Source organism: Saccharopolyspora sp. CA-218241 (assembly GCF_050954615.1).
Taxonomy (GTDB): Bacteria; Actinomycetota; Actinomycetes; order Mycobacteriales; family Pseudonocardiaceae; genus Saccharopolyspora; species Saccharopolyspora cebuensis.
The window spans coordinates 5,310,618-5,326,600 of the sequence record NZ_CP191860.1; the positions used below are offsets into that span (position 1 = coordinate 5,310,618).

General features: G+C 73.2%; 16 protein-coding genes and 1 pseudogene. 3 read left to right on the forward strand and 14 right to left on the reverse strand.

What is annotated here, in order from left to right; genetic code table 11:
- The first annotated feature begins 62 nt into the window (after positions 1–62).
- The 3 genes from ACQP0T_RS25050 (at position 63) to ACQP0T_RS25060 (ending at position 2,627) form a co-directional block, all read left to right on the forward strand.
- Positions 63–869, forward strand: a complete 807-nt coding sequence (locus ACQP0T_RS25050; protein ID WP_433870260.1) for a dienelactone hydrolase family protein — start codon at positions 63–65, stop codon at positions 867–869.
- 59 nt (positions 870–928) lie between these two features.
- Positions 929–1,660, forward strand: a complete 732-nt coding sequence (locus ACQP0T_RS25055; RefSeq protein WP_433870261.1) for a hypothetical protein — start codon at positions 929–931, stop codon at positions 1,658–1,660.
- Positions 1,661–1,895: 235 nt separating this feature from the next.
- Entirely contained in the window at positions 1,896–2,627 is a 732-nt protein-coding gene (locus ACQP0T_RS25060) for a hypothetical protein (protein WP_433870262.1), read from the forward strand.
- A gap of 48 nt (positions 2,628–2,675) precedes the next feature.
- Here ACQP0T_RS25060 and ACQP0T_RS25065 read toward each other — a convergent pair whose 3' ends face one another.
- The 14 genes and pseudogenes from ACQP0T_RS25065 to ACQP0T_RS25130 all read right to left on the reverse strand — a co-directional run bounded on the left by ACQP0T_RS25065 (position 2,676) and on the right by ACQP0T_RS25130 (position 15,967).
- Positions 2,676–3,272, reverse strand: a complete 597-nt coding sequence (locus ACQP0T_RS25065; RefSeq protein WP_433870263.1) for a hypothetical protein — start codon at positions 3,270–3,272, stop codon at positions 2,676–2,678.
- A 31-nt stretch (positions 3,273–3,303) separates the two neighbouring features.
- Positions 3,304–6,753 carry a hypothetical protein gene (locus ACQP0T_RS25070; protein WP_433870264.1) on the reverse strand — a complete coding sequence of 1,150 codons (3,450 nt, stop codon included), beginning with the start codon at positions 6,751–6,753 and terminating at the stop codon, positions 3,304–3,306.
- Positions 6,753–7,064, reverse strand: a complete 312-nt coding sequence (locus ACQP0T_RS25075) for a WXG100 family type VII secretion target (protein ID WP_345357761.1) — start codon at positions 7,062–7,064, stop codon at positions 6,753–6,755. The genes ACQP0T_RS25070 and ACQP0T_RS25075 overlap by 1 nt, the downstream gene beginning before the upstream one ends.
- Before the next feature lie 305 nt (positions 7,065–7,369).
- Positions 7,370–7,495: a hypothetical protein gene (locus ACQP0T_RS25080; RefSeq protein WP_433870265.1), complete on the reverse strand. Its 126-nt coding sequence runs from the start codon at positions 7,493–7,495 to the stop codon at positions 7,370–7,372.
- A gap of 5 nt (positions 7,496–7,500) precedes the next feature.
- On the reverse strand, positions 7,501–7,665 hold the full coding sequence (locus ACQP0T_RS25085; protein ID WP_433870266.1) for a hypothetical protein: 165 nt from the start codon (positions 7,663–7,665) through the stop codon (positions 7,501–7,503).
- Positions 7,666–7,715: 50 nt separating this feature from the next.
- A complete protein-coding gene (gene glmM, locus ACQP0T_RS25090) occupies positions 7,716–9,053 on the reverse strand; it encodes a phosphoglucosamine mutase (RefSeq protein WP_433873839.1) in 1,338 nt (445 codons plus the stop codon).
- Between the two features lie 255 nt (positions 9,054–9,308).
- Positions 9,309–9,773, reverse strand: coding sequence for a 30S ribosomal protein S9 (gene rpsI, locus ACQP0T_RS25095; protein WP_433873840.1), 465 nt, complete (start codon positions 9,771–9,773; stop codon positions 9,309–9,311).
- Between the two features lie 23 nt (positions 9,774–9,796).
- Positions 9,797–10,242: pseudogene (gene rplM, locus ACQP0T_RS25100) on the reverse strand (50S ribosomal protein L13).
- A 380-nt stretch (positions 10,243–10,622) separates the two neighbouring features.
- Complete coding sequence (locus ACQP0T_RS25105) at positions 10,623–10,913, reverse strand: WXG100 family type VII secretion target (RefSeq protein WP_433870267.1); 291 nt, start codon at positions 10,911–10,913, stop codon at positions 10,623–10,625.
- 55 nt (positions 10,914–10,968) lie between these two features.
- Positions 10,969–11,280 carry a WXG100 family type VII secretion target gene (locus tag ACQP0T_RS25110; RefSeq protein WP_345357740.1) on the reverse strand — a complete coding sequence of 104 codons (312 nt, stop codon included), beginning with the start codon at positions 11,278–11,280 and terminating at the stop codon, positions 10,969–10,971.
- Between the two features lie 132 nt (positions 11,281–11,412).
- Positions 11,413–11,730 carry a hypothetical protein gene (locus ACQP0T_RS25115; protein ID WP_433870268.1) on the reverse strand — a complete coding sequence of 106 codons (318 nt, stop codon included), beginning with the start codon at positions 11,728–11,730 and terminating at the stop codon, positions 11,413–11,415.
- Between the two features lie 49 nt (positions 11,731–11,779).
- On the reverse strand, positions 11,780–13,537 hold the full coding sequence (locus ACQP0T_RS25120; RefSeq protein WP_433870269.1) for a type VII secretion-associated protein: 1,758 nt from the start codon (positions 13,535–13,537) through the stop codon (positions 11,780–11,782).
- A gap of 187 nt (positions 13,538–13,724) precedes the next feature.
- On the reverse strand, positions 13,725–14,513 hold the full coding sequence (locus ACQP0T_RS25125) for an ESX secretion-associated protein EspG (protein ID WP_433870270.1): 789 nt from the start codon (positions 14,511–14,513) through the stop codon (positions 13,725–13,727).
- A 5-nt stretch (positions 14,514–14,518) separates the two neighbouring features.
- Entirely contained in the window at positions 14,519–15,967 is a 1,449-nt protein-coding gene (locus ACQP0T_RS25130) for a hypothetical protein (protein WP_433870271.1), read from the reverse strand.
- Between the last annotated feature and the right edge of the window lie 16 nt (positions 15,968–15,983).

The window sequence follows — 15,983 nt, forward strand, 5'->3', positions numbered from 1 at the left end:
CAGCCGTCCCCCGCCCGGTCGCAACCGCGCGTGGCGCGACCGGTCCGCTACCGTTGCCGACCATGGGGCGCACTGCCAAGAAGGCTTTCGAAGAGCTCTCCCGGCGCGGACCGCACGACGTCCTGCACGGGGACCTGTCCCTGGTCGGGATGCCCGGGCTGGTGTGCACCCCGCGCAGCGGGGCGGGGCTGCCCGCGATCACCTTCGGGCACGGCTGGCTGCAACCGCCGAGGCGCTACCTCGCGCTGCTGCGGCACCTGGCGTCCTGGGGGTTCGTGGTCGCCGCACCCGGCACCCAGCGCGGCGCGCTGGCCTCGCACCGGCTGTTCACCGCCGACCTGCGCACCGCGCTGGACGTCTGCACCGGCGTGCGGCTCGGCGAGGGCGGGATCAGCGTCGACCCCGACCGGCTCGGCGCCGCGGGACACGCGATGGGCGGCGGCTGTGCCGTGCTGGCCGCGGCGGAGGACGAGCGGGTGCGGGCGGTGGCCACGCTGGCCGCCTCGGAGACCCGGCCGTCCGCGCTGGCGGCGGCCCACCGGGTGCGGGTGCCCGGGCTGCACCTCGCCGCGGGCAACGACCTGCTGGCCCCGGCGGTCGCCAACGCCGAACCGATCGCCCGCGCCTGGGCGGGTCCGGTCCAGCTCCGGATGCTGCCCAAGGCCAGCCACCTCGGGTTCACCACCGGACGGCACTGGTCGGAGCTGGTGCTGCACGGCCGCTCCGAGTACGCCGCGCAGCGGGTGGGCAAGGCGCTGCTGACCGCGTTCTTCCTGCGCACCCTGCGCGAGGACGAACGCGGCGCGGAACTGCTCGACGCCGACGTGGCGGGGACGAAGATCGACCGCGAGCACACCCGCTCCGCCTGAGTCCACCGATCGCCGACGACCGCGCCCGCCGCCTTGCCGGGTGCGGGAGAATCACGCCCATGAGCGCGCCCCAACCGCCCCAGCAGCCCGGCCAGCCCCCCGCGTACCCGCAGCAACCCGGCTACCAGCAGCAACCTGGCTACCCCGGGCCCCAGGGATACCCGCAGCAACCCGGCCACCCGCAGGCGTACCCGCAGCCGCCGCAGCAGTGGGGCCAACCGCAGCAGTGGGGGCAGCCGCCGCAGGGCGCTTCGGCCGTCCCGGCCCGGGTCCTCGGCGCGCTGGCCATCGTCATCGGCTTGGCCATCATCATCGGCTACTTCTTCCACGGCACGAACCCGCTCCTCTGCGTGTCCGCCGGGCTCGTGTCGATCGCGGGCGGCGTGCTGCTGGTCCTGCGGCACTGGATCGGCCCGTTCCTGCTGATCGGCGCGACGGTGCTGTGGCTGGTGCACGTGATCGACCAGATGGTGTACCGGTCCTCGTTGAACTACCTCTACGACACGCTCGGCGGGGTCCTGTTCTCCTGGCGCGACTTGAGCATCCTGGTGCCGATCCTGATCGTCACCGTGCTGAGCCTGCTGCCGTTCACCCGCCGCGGCCTCAAACCCCGGTCCGCGACCGCCCAAGCCACGCCGCACGGCGCACCCCAGCACGCGACGCAGCAGTACCCGGGTCAGCAGTACGGGACGCCGCAACCCCAGCAGTCCGCTCAGCAGCAGTACGCCCCGCAGCCGTACCCGCAGCAGCAGCACCCGCAGCAGTACGGGGGCTACCCGCCCCAGCAGTAGCGCTCCTGGCCGCGCTCCACGGTGGGACCGCACCCCGGGTTCGGACCCGCGCCCTGGTGATCGATGCCAGGTGAGGGGCACCTTCATCCGACTGTGCCGGATGAAGGTGCCCCTCACTCAGCTCCCGAGCGGGTGCGGGGCTGTGCGCACGGTGGTGCCGGTCGCGGTCAGGTTCGCCCACCGATTGCGATGGAGTCGCCTGCCGCCCTCGTCCGATGCGCGACAATCAGCGGCCATGAGCGCGCCTCAGCCACCACAGCAGCCCGGCGTACCTCCCGGGTACCCGCAGCAAGCCGGTTACCAGCAGCAACCCGGCTACCCCGGGCCTCAGGGGTACGCGCCGCAACCCGGCCATCCGCAGGCGTACCAGCAGCCGCAGCAGTGGGGCCAGCAGCAATGGGGACAGCCGCAGCAGCCGCCGCAGGGCGCTTCGGCCGTCCCGGCCCGGGTGCTCGGCGTGCTGGCGATCATCATCGGCCTGGCCATCACCCTCGACTTCGCCTTCAGCAACCTGGTCAACACGCTGATCTGCGTGCCAGCCGGGCTGGCGCTGATCGCGGGCGGCGTGCTGCTGATCCTGCGGCACTGGATCGGCCCGTTCCTGCTGATCGGCGCGACGGTGCTGTGCCTGGCGTTCCTGGTCAAGGGCATCGTGCTTCGGGCCACGTCGGAGTACCTCGGCGGATCGCTCGGCGAGATCCTGTACTCCTTTGCCGAAGTCATCACGCTGGTGCCGACCCTGATCGTCACCGCGCTGAGCCTGCTGCCGTTCACCCGCAACGGCCTCAAGCCCCGGTCCGCGACCGCCCAGGCCCCGGCGCACTACGGCGCACCCCAGTACGCGGCGCAGCAGTACCCAGGTCAGCAGTACGGGACACCGCAAGCCCAGCAGCCCGCTCAGCAGCCGTACCCGCAACAGCAGTACGGCGCCCCGCAGCAGTACGGGGGCTACCCGCCCCCGCAGTAGTGCTCCGGGCTGCGATCCGCGGTGGATCGCAGCCCGGTCAGCACCAGCTCAGTCCAGCCACTTCCGCTCTTCGAAGTCCTCCTCGTCGTCGTAGGCGGCCGGACGGCGCGGAGCCGGGCGGGGAGCCGGTTTCGGCTGCGCGCGGGGCGGAGCCGGTGGCGGTTCCGGTTCCGCGCGGCGGCCGAAGCGACCCGCCTGGACCCCCCACCCGGCGGGCTCCGGGCGCGCCGGCTCGGGCCGGGCGTGGCGCGGTGCCTCGCCCGGCTGCGGCGCCGACTGCTGGGCCGACTGCTGCGCGGTGCCGGCCGCTTCCGTCGGCTCCGGCTTCGGCTGCTGGGCGAGGATGCCCTGGGAGAACCGCTCGACCTCGGGATCGACGTCGTCCTCGTCGTAGTCGTCCCGGACCGAGATCTCCGCGAACCCGGCTGCCTCCTTCTCCTGCGCCTTGCGCAGCGCCTGGGTGCGCTCGGCGATGCGCTCCGCCAGCTTCTGCGCCTTCTCGATGCGCTCCGCGGAGTTCTTGTCCGCCTCGGCGGCCGACTCCTGCCACCGCTGGCGCACCGCGCTCGCGCTGGCCGAGTTCTCCGCGACCAGCCCCGCCATCCGGTTCCGGAACGCCTTGACGTTCTCGCTGACCTCGGTCACCGCGCTCCTGCCTCCTCAGCCACCCCGGGCATCACTGCTCCTGCTGCTTGTCCTCGCCGAGCACCGACCGGAAGCGCACGTTCGACGCGTCCACGCCGGAATCGAAGAGCTGGCCCTGGGTGCGCCACGGGCTGGAGTTGGTCCGCTCCTGGTCGGCGCCCTGCTGCTGGCCGCCACCGGCCATGCCACCCATGCCGCCCATCATGCCGCCGCCCATCGCCCCGGAGCTCTGGCCGCCGCCGGAGGACGTCGCGCCGCCACCGGACTCACCGCCCATCGAGGCCAGGCCGCTGGCGCCCTGCGCGCTCCCGGAAGCGGCCTCGGGCGCGGCGGGGGCGTCACCGGCCATGCTGGCCAGGCCGGTCGCCCCGGGCCCGCGCGGCGGTTCGGCCGGCGGATCCCAGGCGCCGCCCGGGCCGCCTCCCAGGGGCGCCGCGCCCAGCGGGCCGCCGCCTCCCGGCGCACCCCCCGGGGCGCCCCCACCGGGGGCACCACCGCCCGAGCCGCCGCCCGCCGGTCCACCGACGGCCGGGCCGCCCACTGCCGAGCCCGCGCCCTGGGCACCGCCGGAGTCGCCGACCGCGCCGAAGAGCTGCCCGGAGGCGCTGCCGAAGGAGTTCTGCGCGCCGTCGGCCTGCCCGAACAACGAGCTGAACCCGGCGGACTGCGCCGTGGTGGGCGCGGGCTGCGGACCGCTCGGCGGCTCCGCGGCCGGCTCGGCGGGCATCCCGGCGACCCCGGCCGGGGTCGCGGCGACGCCGCCCTGCACGTCCTCGACCGGCCGGGCCGAGCGGAACCCTTCGCCGGGCTCGGACGGCGCCCCCGGAGCGACCATCGGTTCCTCGGCCGCGATCCGCGGGCCGGGGGCCATCGGCTCGCTGGTCACGGCCTCGAACCGGCGGGGCTCCGCCCCGAAGTCGAGGGACTCGTCGAGGCGGGGGCTGCCGTCACCGTTGTCCACGGAGACCCGGACCTCGCCCTCGGGCGTGCGCTCCAAGGTGATCGTGCGATCGCCCTCCTGGATCACCGCCTTGCCGTCCTCGCCCGCCTGCACCGGGATCGCCGGTGCGCCGGGGGTCTCGCCGTCGAACCCGCCGACCTGCGGCGGAACGCCCGGCATCGCCTGCGGCGCGTCGAAGCCGCCCTCCTGCGGCACTCCCGGCATCGGCTGGCCCGGCATCGGCTGCCCAGGCATCGGCTGCCCGGTGAACCCGCTGGTCGCCCCGGGAGCGGGCATCGGCTGCCCCTCGGGCCCCAGCGGCATCCCCGGCGAACCCGGGGTCATCGGCTGCCCGCCGAAGCCGCTGGTCGACCCGGGAGCCGGCATCGGCTGGCCCTCGAACCCACCGACCTGCGGCGGGACGCCCGGCGAACCCGGTGCGCCCAGGCCGGGCACTTGCCCTGGCTGGGCATCGAACCCGCCGACCTGCGGTGGGACGCCCGGGGACGCCGGGAAGCCCGGAACTCCGGCGGGCACGGCCTGCCCCGCTTCGCCCTCGGGCGGGAAGATCACGTCGTAGGTCTTGGGCTGCCCGTCCTCGCCGGTCAGCTCCACTTGGACGTGCCCGTCCGGGCCGGGTTCCCGTACGTCGACGGCGTTCTCGCCCTCGCCGACGGTGATGGTCTCGGGCTCGCCGACGCCACCGCCGGCGCCACCGCCCATGCCACCACCGGCGCCGCCGCCCATGCCGTCGTCCTCACCGGGGCCTTGCGGCATCTCCGGGCCCGGGGACACGTCCGGCATCTCGACCTGGGGAACCTCCGGCGCGGGCGGCATCTCCGGCGCCGGCGGAACTTCCGGCGCGGGCGGCGTCTCGCCACCACCACCGGAGCCAGGCCCCTGCGGCATCTCCGGCGTCTCGACCTCCGGCACCTCCGGCGCAGGCGGCATCTCCGGTGTCGGCGGCGCCTCCGGCGTGGGCGGCGTCCCGCCGCCACCACCGGCACCCGGACCAGCACCACCACCAGCGCCAGGCCCCTGCGGCATCTCCGGCACCGGCGGCGCCTCCGGCGTGGGCACCTCCGGTGCGGGCGGCATCTCCGGGGTCGGCGGCACCTCCGGCGCGGGCGGGGTCTCCGGCGTCGGCGGTGCTTCCGGCGTGGGCGGCGTCTCGCCACCACCGCCACCACCGGCACCCGGGCCCGAACCACCGCCCGCACCCGGGCCTTCCGGCACCGGCGGCATCTCCGGCGTCTCGACCTCGGGAACCTCCGGCGCCGGCGGCATCTCGCCGCCGCCACCGCCGCCCCCGGCACCCGGACCGGCACCGCCACCCGCACCCGGGCCGGAACCGCCACCGGCGCCCGGACCCGAGCCGCCGCCCGCGCCGGGGTCGCCGCCCTGGTCACCCGGCGGCTGCTCGGAGTCCTCGCCGCCCGGGTTCTGGAACGGGTTCGCCTCGGCCTTGCCGAGCTCCTCGTTCAGGCCCTTCCACGCCTCGTCGATGTTCTTCTTGGTGTCGTCGCAGAGCGTCTTGAAGTTCGCGCAGTTGTCCTCGACCGACTTGGCGAAGCACTCCCGGACCTGCTTCATGCACTCGTCCCGGATCTTCTCCTTGGCCTCGTCGGTGAGGCCGCCGCTGCAGCCCTCGTCGATCTTGACTTCCCAGACGCGGCACGCGGTGCGCATCAGCTCTTCGTCCTCGGTCTGGTTGGCGACCTGGATGGTGATGTCCCAGTCCGAGGTCCCCTTCCCGCCGATGTTCTCGCTGAACTCGTCGAATCCCAGCACGGACTCGGCCTTGGTCCGGACCATTTCGGAGATCGACTTGCAGCTCTCGTTGGTGATCGCGGCGGCGTCGCTGATCCGGGTGATCACCCGTTCCTGCGCGGTGGGCGTGAAGGTCCCGGAGAAGTACTGCTGCGACGAATCGGCGGCGGCGCCGGTCCAGCTCCCCCAGAGCTTGCCGAGCCGGTCCGACATGCCCTGGTGGGCCTCGCGCATCCCCTTCTCGGCGGCGGAGAGGTCCTCGGCGGACTTGGCGAACTTGTCGAAGTTCAAGCCCCGCTGCTGGTCGTAGAGCTCCTTGACCTTGTCGACGGCGAGCACCTTGCTCTTGTCGTTGTAGGCGTGCTCGATCTTCTCGTAGAGCGGCACGAAGCGCTCGAAGAAGCGCAGGCCCGGCTTGCCGGCGTCGAGGAGCTCATCGGCGGTGGCCACCCCGGCGCCGCCGTGGGAACCGGACTCGCCCTGGGTGCGGCTGTCCTCGAGCGTGGCCCGGCCGTCGGTGACCGCCTGGTCGTGGCTCTCCTCCTTCTCCTTGGCGTCGTCGCGCTGCTTCTTGGCGTCCTCGAGGGCCTGGTCGAACTGGTAGTTCCCGCCGTAGCCGCCGTAGGCACCGCCGTAGCCGCCGTAGTAGGGCCCGCGCATGAGCTGCTCTTTGAGATCATGCGACACGTTCGGGTTGTCGAGCAGCCCTTGGATCTCGTCGTAGTTGTCGGCGTCCTCGTAGGGGTACTTCCAGCCGTTCTCGCCCGCCATCAGTTACCCCCCGACTGGCCGACGGTGTCGGCGGCCTCGGCGTCGGACCAGTCGTAGCCCGCGCCCGTCTGCTCCAGCTTCCCGGCGAAGTCGTCCATCGCGTTGGCGAGGCTGGTGGCGCACGCGGAGAGCTTGTTCATCGCGTCCTGGTAGCCGGTGAAGTGGTCACCGTGGGCCTTGCCGAAGTCCTTCGCGCCCATGCCGAGATCTTTGATCTTCTTGCTGTGGTCGTCCCGGATCGGATCCGCCGCACCACGGATGTTCCCGGCCGCGGAGGCGAATTCCCCCGCGTTGGCACCGAATCCCGTCACCGTGCCCCCTCCTCGTGCTCCAAGCCTGCCGCCGCGCTCCCGCGCCGTGCCGAAGCGGACTGCGGGATGATCGACTCCCATCTTGGCAGGTTCGGCACCCGAGCAGGTCTGAACCGGTGAACCACTTGCAGAAGCGAAGCAGTGACCGCGACCTCCATGATCAGGAACGCCGCGCGAGGAGGAGGGTGCTGGTCATCGACGGCGGTGGCACCGCGCCCGCGACCGGACCCACCAACGCGGGCCGCGCCGCAGGCAGCAGCCATCGCCGGGCGCGGCATCGAGGCCGCCCGGCTGCCGGGGACGGCCTAGAACAGGTACAGCGGAAGTCCCCAGGCCTGGGAGATGACGATCGCCATCACACCGCCGAGCGCCAGCCCCACCAGCGGCAGCACCAGCACCATCAGCAGGTCTCCCCCGATCCGACTGCGCATGGTGATCAGCTCCGCTGCCGTTGGGTGCGGTTCACGAACCTGGACCGGCCGTCGTGCGCTGCGTTGAGGGCCTTGATCCCGGCCAGCGCGAAGACCGCGAGCACGACGATTCCGAGGACCAGCCCGATGGCGACGAGTCCGATGGTGGTGGCGACGACGATGGCACCCATGTGAGCAGGGTCTCACAGATCTCGCCGACCGGAGACCTAGATCACAAGAATCACCGGATCGCGGCAACGACCTCGGCGAGTCGCTGCGCGGCCGCCTGCGCGGTGTCCTCGGCGGGCGCCTCGACCATCACCCGGACGAGTTGCTCGGTCCCGGAGGGACGCAGCAGCACGCGACCGGTGGCGCCCAGCTCGGCCTCGACCGCGGCCACCGCCTCGGCGACCTCCGGGGCGACCGCGACCGCGGCCTTGTCGTGGACCCGCACGTTGACCAGGACCTGCGGCAGCCGGCGCATCACCTTCGCCAGCGACGCCAGCGAGGTCCCGGAGCCCGCGACCCGGCCCATCAGGCGCAACGCGGTGAGCAGCCCGTCGCCGGTGGTGGCGTGGCCGGGCAGCACCACGTGGCCCGACTGCTCGCCGCCCAGCGAGAACCCGCCGGAGCGCAGCTCCTCCAGCACGTACCGGTCGCCGACCGCGGTCGTCCGCACCTGGATGCCGTGGTCCTGCATCGCCAGGTGCAGGCCGAGGTTGCTCATCACGGTCGCGACCAGCGTCTTGTCCACCAGCTCGCCGGCCTCGTGCATGGCCACCGCCAGGATCGCCAGGATCTGGTCGCCGTCGACGACGGTGCCGCTGTGGTCCACCGCGAGGCAGCGGTCGGCGTCGCCGTCGTGGGCGATGCCCAGGTCGGCGCCGTGCTCGACGACCGCGCGCTGGAGCACGTCGATGTGGGTGGAGCCGACGCCGTCGTTGATGTTGATCCCGTCCGGATCGGCGTGCAGCGCGATGACCTCGGCCCCGGCCCGGCGGTAGGCCTCCGGGGCGGCCGCGGCGGCGGCGCCGTTGGCGCAGTCCACCACGACGCGCAGGCCGTCCAGCGGCTGCGGCGTGGCCACCAGCAGGTGATCGACGTAGCGCTGCACCGAGTCGGAGACGTCCCGGACCCGGCCGACCTGCGCCCCCGTGGGCCGGTCCACCGCCTCGTCGAGGCGCGCGGCGATCTCGTCCTCCACCGCGTCGGGCAGCTTGTGCCCCCCGGCGGCGAACAGCTTGATCCCGTTGTCGGGCATCGGGTTGTGCGAGGCGGAGATCATCACGCCCAGGTCGGCACCCTGGTCGGCGACCAGGTAGGCGATGGCGGGCGTGGGCAGCACGCCGACCCGCAGCACGTCGGCACCGGCGGAGGCCAGCCCGGCGGTGACGGCGGCCTCCAGCATCTCGCCGCTGGCCCGGGGGTCGCGGCCGACGAGGGCCACCCGCCGCCGCTGGGAACCGTCCCGGTCGTAGAGGACGCGGGCCGCCGAGGCGGCGATGGACATCGCGAGTTCGGGGGTCAGGTCGGCGTTGGCCAGACCGCGGACCCCGTCGGTGCCGAACAACCGGGACATCAGCAGCAGCTCCTCCTCAGCCCGCACGGGCGTATACGACATCCGCGGGAGCGGTCCGGCGCCCGATGGGCGAGGGACCACTCCCGCGGATGGTAAGGGCTCACGCGGTGCAGGGCTGCCGTCGTGAGCGGCGTCCAGGTGGACGAACCGCACGGCGGAGGGAGGTGTCGCAGCGGAGCCGCGGCGACCGGCGATCGCGCAGCGCATCGCCGCGCGCAGGCTCCGCCCTCTCCGCGCGAGCCCTCGGCAGCGAGATCAGCGCTTGCTGAACTGCGGCGCCTTGCGGGCCTTCTTGAGGCCGTACTTCTTGCGCTCCTTCTCCCGCGAGTCGCGGGTGAGCATCCCGGCCTTCTTCAGCGCCGGGCGGTCGTCCAGGTCGTAGCTGGCGAGCGCGCGGGCGATGGCCATGCGCAGCGCACCGGCCTGACCGGAGGGGCCGCCGCCGGAGAGGTTGCCGATCACGTCGAAGTTCTCGAGGCGCTCGACGGTCACCATCGGCTCCTTGATGAGCTGCTGGTGGACCTTGTTCGGGAAGTACCCCTCGAGGGTCTTGCCGTTGAGCTTGAAGTTGCCGTTGCCGGGGACCAGCCGGACCCGGGCGATGGCCTGCTTGCGACGGCCCACGGTCTGCACCGGCTGGCCGATCGGCATCGGGGCCACGTCCTCGGCGACGTAGTCCTCCGGAGCGGGCGCGGTCTCCTCCGGAGCCGGCGCGGTCACGGTCTCTTCCTGGAGTTCGTCAGTCACTTCTCGACCTTCGCGTTGATCTCGAACGGCTGCGGGTTCTGGGCCTCGTGCGGGTGGTTCGGACCCGCGTAGACCTTGAGCTTCTTGCTCATGGCGCGGCCGAGCTTGTTCTTCGGCAGCATGCCCTTGATCGCCTTCTCGAGCAGCCGCTCGGGGTGGCTCTGCAGCACCTGGCCGAAGGACTGCTTGCGCAGACCGCCGGGGTAACCGCTGTGCCGGTAGTGGAAGGCCTGCTCCCGCTTGTTGCCGGTCAGGGCGACCTTCTCGGCGTTGACGATCACGACGAAGTCGCCGACGTCCATGTGGGGGCGTACATCGGCTTGTGCTTGCCGCGCAGCAGCGTCGCGGCCTCCGTCGCCAACCGGCCGAGCACCACATCCTCGGCGTCGATCACATGCCAGGCGCGGGTCACCTCGCCGGGCTTCGGGCTGTACGTGCGCACGGATCTACCTCGTCGTTCGCGTCGGAATCTCAGTGCGGAGCCCGCCTCGATCACGCTGGTCGACTACCGCGGATCCGTCCGGGAGTCGCACATCCGCCAGCACCGCCGGGACCGCCATCCCTCGCGGTCCTCGGGCGCATGCCGCAGTCGCGCACCGCACAACAAAGAATCAGGGTACTTGGTGGCCTTCAGCCCGGTCAAAACGGGTCCGACTTACCGGACGCCGCCGTTGCCCGCGCTGCCGACCAGGGCCATTTCGCCCACCTCATGGTACTCGGCCGCCCCGGGACGGCCCCGCCACCCCCTGCGCGAGGGCCCCGAGCAGCACGACGGCCCCGGCGCGAGGCCGGGGCCGGGTGTGCTGCGGACCGGGAGCGGTCTCAGCCGCCAAAGCGCTGGGCGTTGCGCTTCTCACCGGCCTGGTAGGACTCGTTGGCCGCACCGACGGCCAGGCCCATCTTGGCGGTGATCTCCTGCATGTTCTTGGCGGCCTGGTCCCACTCGCGCTGCGCGGCGTAGTAGGCCTCCTTGGCGGCACCGTCCCAGGTCTCGACCAGCGGCTTGAGCATCTGCTCGAGCTCGTCCAGCTCGGACTGGATCTTGGTGGCCGTCTGGCCCAAGTCGTCGGCAGCCTGGCTCAGCTGCCCGAAGTCAACCTTGATCTCACCCATTGTCGTCCCCTCAGGTGGTGTCGTGATCAGTGGAGAAAAGTGGTGACCGGCTGGATCAGCCGTTGAGCAGGCCCTCGATCTTGGAGATCTCCTGGGCGCTCTCCTCCTGCTGCTGGACGTAGTCCTGGCCGGAGCTGCGGATGTTGTCGCTGATCTCCTGCAGGCGCTGGTTGATGACCTTGGCGTTCTCGTGGAACTGGTCGGTCAGCTTGCGGAAGACGTCGGACGCCTGGCCCTTCCAGCCGGCCAGCACGGGCTCCAGGTTGGACTGGAGCTGGTTGACCGCGGTCTCCACGTTGTTCTTGACCTCTTCGACCTGCCCCGCGGCCTGCTCCATCAACTGCGCGTCGGTACCGAAACCGCTCATCTCGGGTTGACCCCCTTCGTTCGTGCTCGACTCGAACCCTGCGACGCAGACATTGCCACGCCCGGTTCCACCCTGTCCCGGTTTTCCCCGCAACCCGTTGCTGTTGTGAACGCGGAACGCGGGAACCGCAGGTCATCGCATGATTCGCGCTTGCGAAAAGTCGAGGTCGCTGCCGTCCGAAGACGTGTGCTCCGGCGATTCCGGAGTCGCTTCGGACGTTTCCGCAACTTTCTCCGGGAACTCCTCGACCGGCAGTCCGGCGCGCCGCCGGTAGTCGGCCGCCGCCGCGGCGTGGTCCCCGCCGCCGCCGGGCGCCTCCCGCGCGAGCTCCCCGGTGCGCTGCCGGAATTCCTCGGCGTGCCGGTGCGCGTCGGTGCGCGCCCGCCGCCCGCGTCCGACCGCGTCGGTCAGCGCCGCCCGCAATCTCCGGATGGATTCTTCCCGTTCCACGACCGCGCCTCCTCACCGGCGATTCCGGGGCGCCGCCCGGCCCCGGAATTCACCGCACCTTCATCGTTGCGACGACCTGTTCGCAGGCGCGCAGCACCGCGTCCTTTTCCGCGGCACCCCGTTGGCATCCGACGCTGATGCGGAATCGTCCTTCGTGCAGGACGTACCAATTGACGGTCCGCCCGTCCAACCGCTGCTGGTAGAACACCACGTCGCGTCCGCTGAAACTGGCGTCGGGGTCGAAATGGCTGAACGGCCGGCCCGCGGAGACCAGGCCCTCGTACTGGGTGCGCAGCTCCTGCACGGCCCGGTCCCGGCCGGCCTCGGCGTTGTAGGTCAGCCCGCCCTGCTGCACCGAGATCACCGCGCCGGGCGTGGCCTCGACCGGGGTCAGCAGGGTCTCCCAGTTGTCCCGGTCGCCCTCGGCCGACCGCCAGTCGGCCGGGTGCGAGAAGGCGTAGTTGAACGCCCGCGCCTGCCTGCTGTCCTCGGCCGCGCCGCCGCCGTCGAACAGCAGCAGCGCGGCGACCACCCCGGCCACCACCAGGGCCGCCGCGCCCGCGCCGACGAGCAGCGGGCCCCGGCGCGTCCGTCGCGGCGCCGCGGGCAGCGCCACCGGGCGCGTCCGGTCGGTCGCGCCGATCACGATGGTGGAGGCGGTGCTGAGCGGGTCCTGCTCCGGGGGACGCCGCACCGCGGGACCGGAGTACCCGCCCGCGGGCGCCAGCCCGCCGGTGCGGTCCGGGTCCAGCCGCACGGCGCGCAGCGCGCCGCGGGCCACCACGGTCTCCGGCTGGTCCAGCGTGGTCGGCACCACCCCGGTGCGCTCGTGCAGCAGCCGGGACACCAGCGGGATCCGGCTCGACCCGCCGACCAGGAACACCCCGGAGAGCTGACCGCGCGGCACCCCGCCGTCGCGGAGCACGGCGAGCACCAGGTCGGCGGCCCGGGACAGCGGTTCGGCGATGAGCGCTTCGAGGTCGGCGCGGGTGACGTGGGCGTCGGAGAACGGCGGCGGCATCGGCACGTCGGTGTAGGTGTGCCGGGACAGCGTCTCCTTGGCACCGCGCACGTCCTGGCGCAGCACCCGGCGGCGGCGCCGGTCGGCCATGTCGCGGCCCTCGACGAGCCGCCGCCACGCCTCCGGGTCGGCGCCCGCGACGACACCGCCGATGTGCTCCAGCAGCGCCTGGTCGATGTCGGCGCCACCGAAGTTCGGATCGCCCTTGGTGGCGAGCACCTGGAACCGGGCGCCCTGCTTGCGCACCACGCTCGCGTCCACGGTGCCGCCGCCGAGGTCGAGGACGGCCAGCGCGGCGCCCTCGGCCAGGCCGTTGCCCGCCGAGTGGAACACCGCGGCGGCCACCGGTTCGGGCACCAGGACGACTTCCTTGGCCAGCCCGGCGGCGGCACCGCGCAGCTCCCCGGCGCGCAGCGCGCCCCAGTCTGCCGGGTGGGTCAGCACCAGCAGGTCGACCACCGCGCCGCCGGCGTACCGGCGGGCCTCGTCGACCGCGCGCCGCAGCACCGAGCGCACCACCTCGGCGACCTTGAGCACGCTGCTGCCCAGCAGCAGCTCGCCCTCGTCGATGCGGCGCTTGGGGTGCGGCTCGAACCGCGACGGGTCGACGGCGGCCTGCCGTTCGGCCTCGTGGCCGACGAACAGCGTGCCGTCGGCGGCGGCGAACACGGCCGAGGGCACCAGCGGCTGGCCGTCGATCACGACGACCTGCGGTTCACCACCGCCCACCGAGACCACCGTGCACGTGCTCGACGTGCCGAAGTCGATCGAGACGTGCAGCGACACCCAGAACTCCTTCACCGTCGGCGCGATCCGGGACGTCCGCGAGCCGGACCGCCTCGCGCCGGCTCCCCGAGCACCCTAGAGGCACGGGTGCGGGTGCCCGCACGGTCCCGCGCCCGCCCGGCGAGGTGAGGGGCACCCCCGCCCAAGATACTGGGACGAGGGGCCCCTCACCCAGATATCGAAAGGGTTACCCGCCCGCGGCGCGGACCTCCTGGACCCGGTTGTCCAGCGCGCGGCCGATCTCGGCCGGGCCCAGCGGGGCCAGCACCAGTTCCGTCCCGGTGCCGGTGAGCCCGTAGCGGCCGTCCGGTTCGAAGGCGTCGAACCACTGCAACACCGGGGAGCGGTGCGCGCGGCCGAGCCGGTCGCGGTGGTTGGCGGTGAACTGGCCGTCCCGGAGGTGGGGTGCGTCGACGAACCGGCGCAGCTCCCGCACCTCGCGTTCCAGGCCCTGCGGACCGGAGCTCATCACGTCGAGCTCGCTGAAGTCCCGCTCCTCCTGCGGTCCGAGCGCGCTGAGCGGCACCGCGACCCGCGGCTTGGTGCCCGGTGGCGCGGGCGGCATCCCCTGCACCGCGGCGGCCGCCAGCGAGGTCCGCGGGTGCTCGGTGATCCGCACGTCACCGCCGAACTGCTCGGTCTCGCCGGGGAACTGCTCGACGACCACCGCGCCGTCCTCGGTGGCGACCGACAGCAGCCGCGCGGGCGACTCCGATTCGGCGTCGGGCATCCAGATGCCCTCGATCCACAGGCTCGGCTTGGAGATGCGGTCGAGCGCGCGGGCGAACGCCGGGTCCAGCGCCGAGCCGTCGACCAGCCCCGCGGCGCGCAGCTCCGGCAGCGTGCGCTGGAGGAGGGCGGCGCGCTCCTCCAACGTCGCGCCGTGCGAACGCACCGCGAGCGGGAACGGTTGCTCGTCGAACCGCCCGAGCTCCCAGCACAGGTCGAACCACAGCGGGGGCAGCAACCAGCGCATCGGCGTCACGCCCCGAAAACCGGCGGCGCGGTCTTGGGCATCTCGTCGAGCCACACGTCGTCCTGCTCCTCCAACCAGCCGGGCCGCTGGTGCTCCTCGTCCTCCTGGCCCTGGCCGCGCTGCCCGGCACCGGCGCCCATGCCACCGGCCATCCCACCGCGCCCACCGGCACCACCGGCGCCACCGGCGGCGGCACCACCGGCCCCGGCCGCGCCCGCACCGCCGACGCCACCGATCCCGGCCCGACCACCGGCACCCGGCGCCGCCCCGGCCCCGGGCCCGGCGCCGAGCCCGCGAGCACCACCGGCGCCACCGGCACCGCCGCGCGCCCCGGCAGCACCACCGGGACCACGTCCGCCGCCCGCACCGGAACCCGGCCGAGCGCCACCGGGACCACCGGGCGGCATCGGACCGACCGCGCCGTACCCCGGCCCGCCGGGCGTCGGCGCAGGCGAGCCCGGGGTTGGTGCGTACCCGGGCCCAGGGGTGCTCGGCGGGGTAGCCCACGCCGAACTGCTCTGCGCCGGAACGTTCGGCGTGGCGGAGAACCCGCCACCACCACCGCCACCACCCGGCACGGAACCAACGCTGCCGCCACCACCGGGATTCGTGCCGAGCGCGCTGGGCTGCTGGCCGCCGGGGATCGACGAGCGATCCGTCGCCGAAGGCGGCGGAGGCGGCGGGTTCAGCGGGTTCACCGGCGGCGGGAACGTCGGCGTGCTCTGGTCCACGGCCTCGTACCCGGGGCCGTAGACGTTCTGCACGATGGCGCGGGCCTGCTTGTCGGCCTCCATCCGCTCCCGCATCTGGAGCGCCGCATCGGCGGTGCCCATCATCCCGCCGGTCATCATGGAACCCGCGCCCGTGATCACCGCCCGAGCCGTGCTCGGCTCCGGCGGCGGCAGCAGCGCCGCCTTCGTCTGCTCCGCGGTGACCCCGGCTTCCTGGATCTTCAGCCCGGTCGCCTTCACCGCATCGCCGAACGACCGCCCCCAGTCCTGCAACGGCTTCGCAGCGGTGAACCCGGCCTCGGCCGCCTCCCCGCGCATGCCGTCCCCAGCGGCAGCACGGGCCTGGCTGTCCAGGTCGCCGAAGATCTCGGCGATATCCGCGCCGAGCTTCTCCCACGCCTTCCCGGAAGCGTTGATGTCCTCGACCTTGAGCGACGGCTTGAGCTGGTTGGCCAGCCGAGCCTGGTCCCAGTCGTTCCAGTTGTCGTGCTGCGTGATCGACGCGGGGTCGTAAGCCTCGACACCCAGTCCACGCTGCTCGCGAGCCAGGGCGGCCTGCTCCTGACGCGCCGCCTGCGCGGCTTCCTCCCGAGCCTGCCGCTGCGCCTCCTGCGCGTTGGTCTCCCCACCGGTGGCGGAAGCGTAGATGTCGTGCACCGCGCCGGTGACGGCGTCGACCTTGTCCGAGACGTAGTCAACGCCGTCGGTGAACCAGTTCCCCACGTCCTGCTACCCCCTC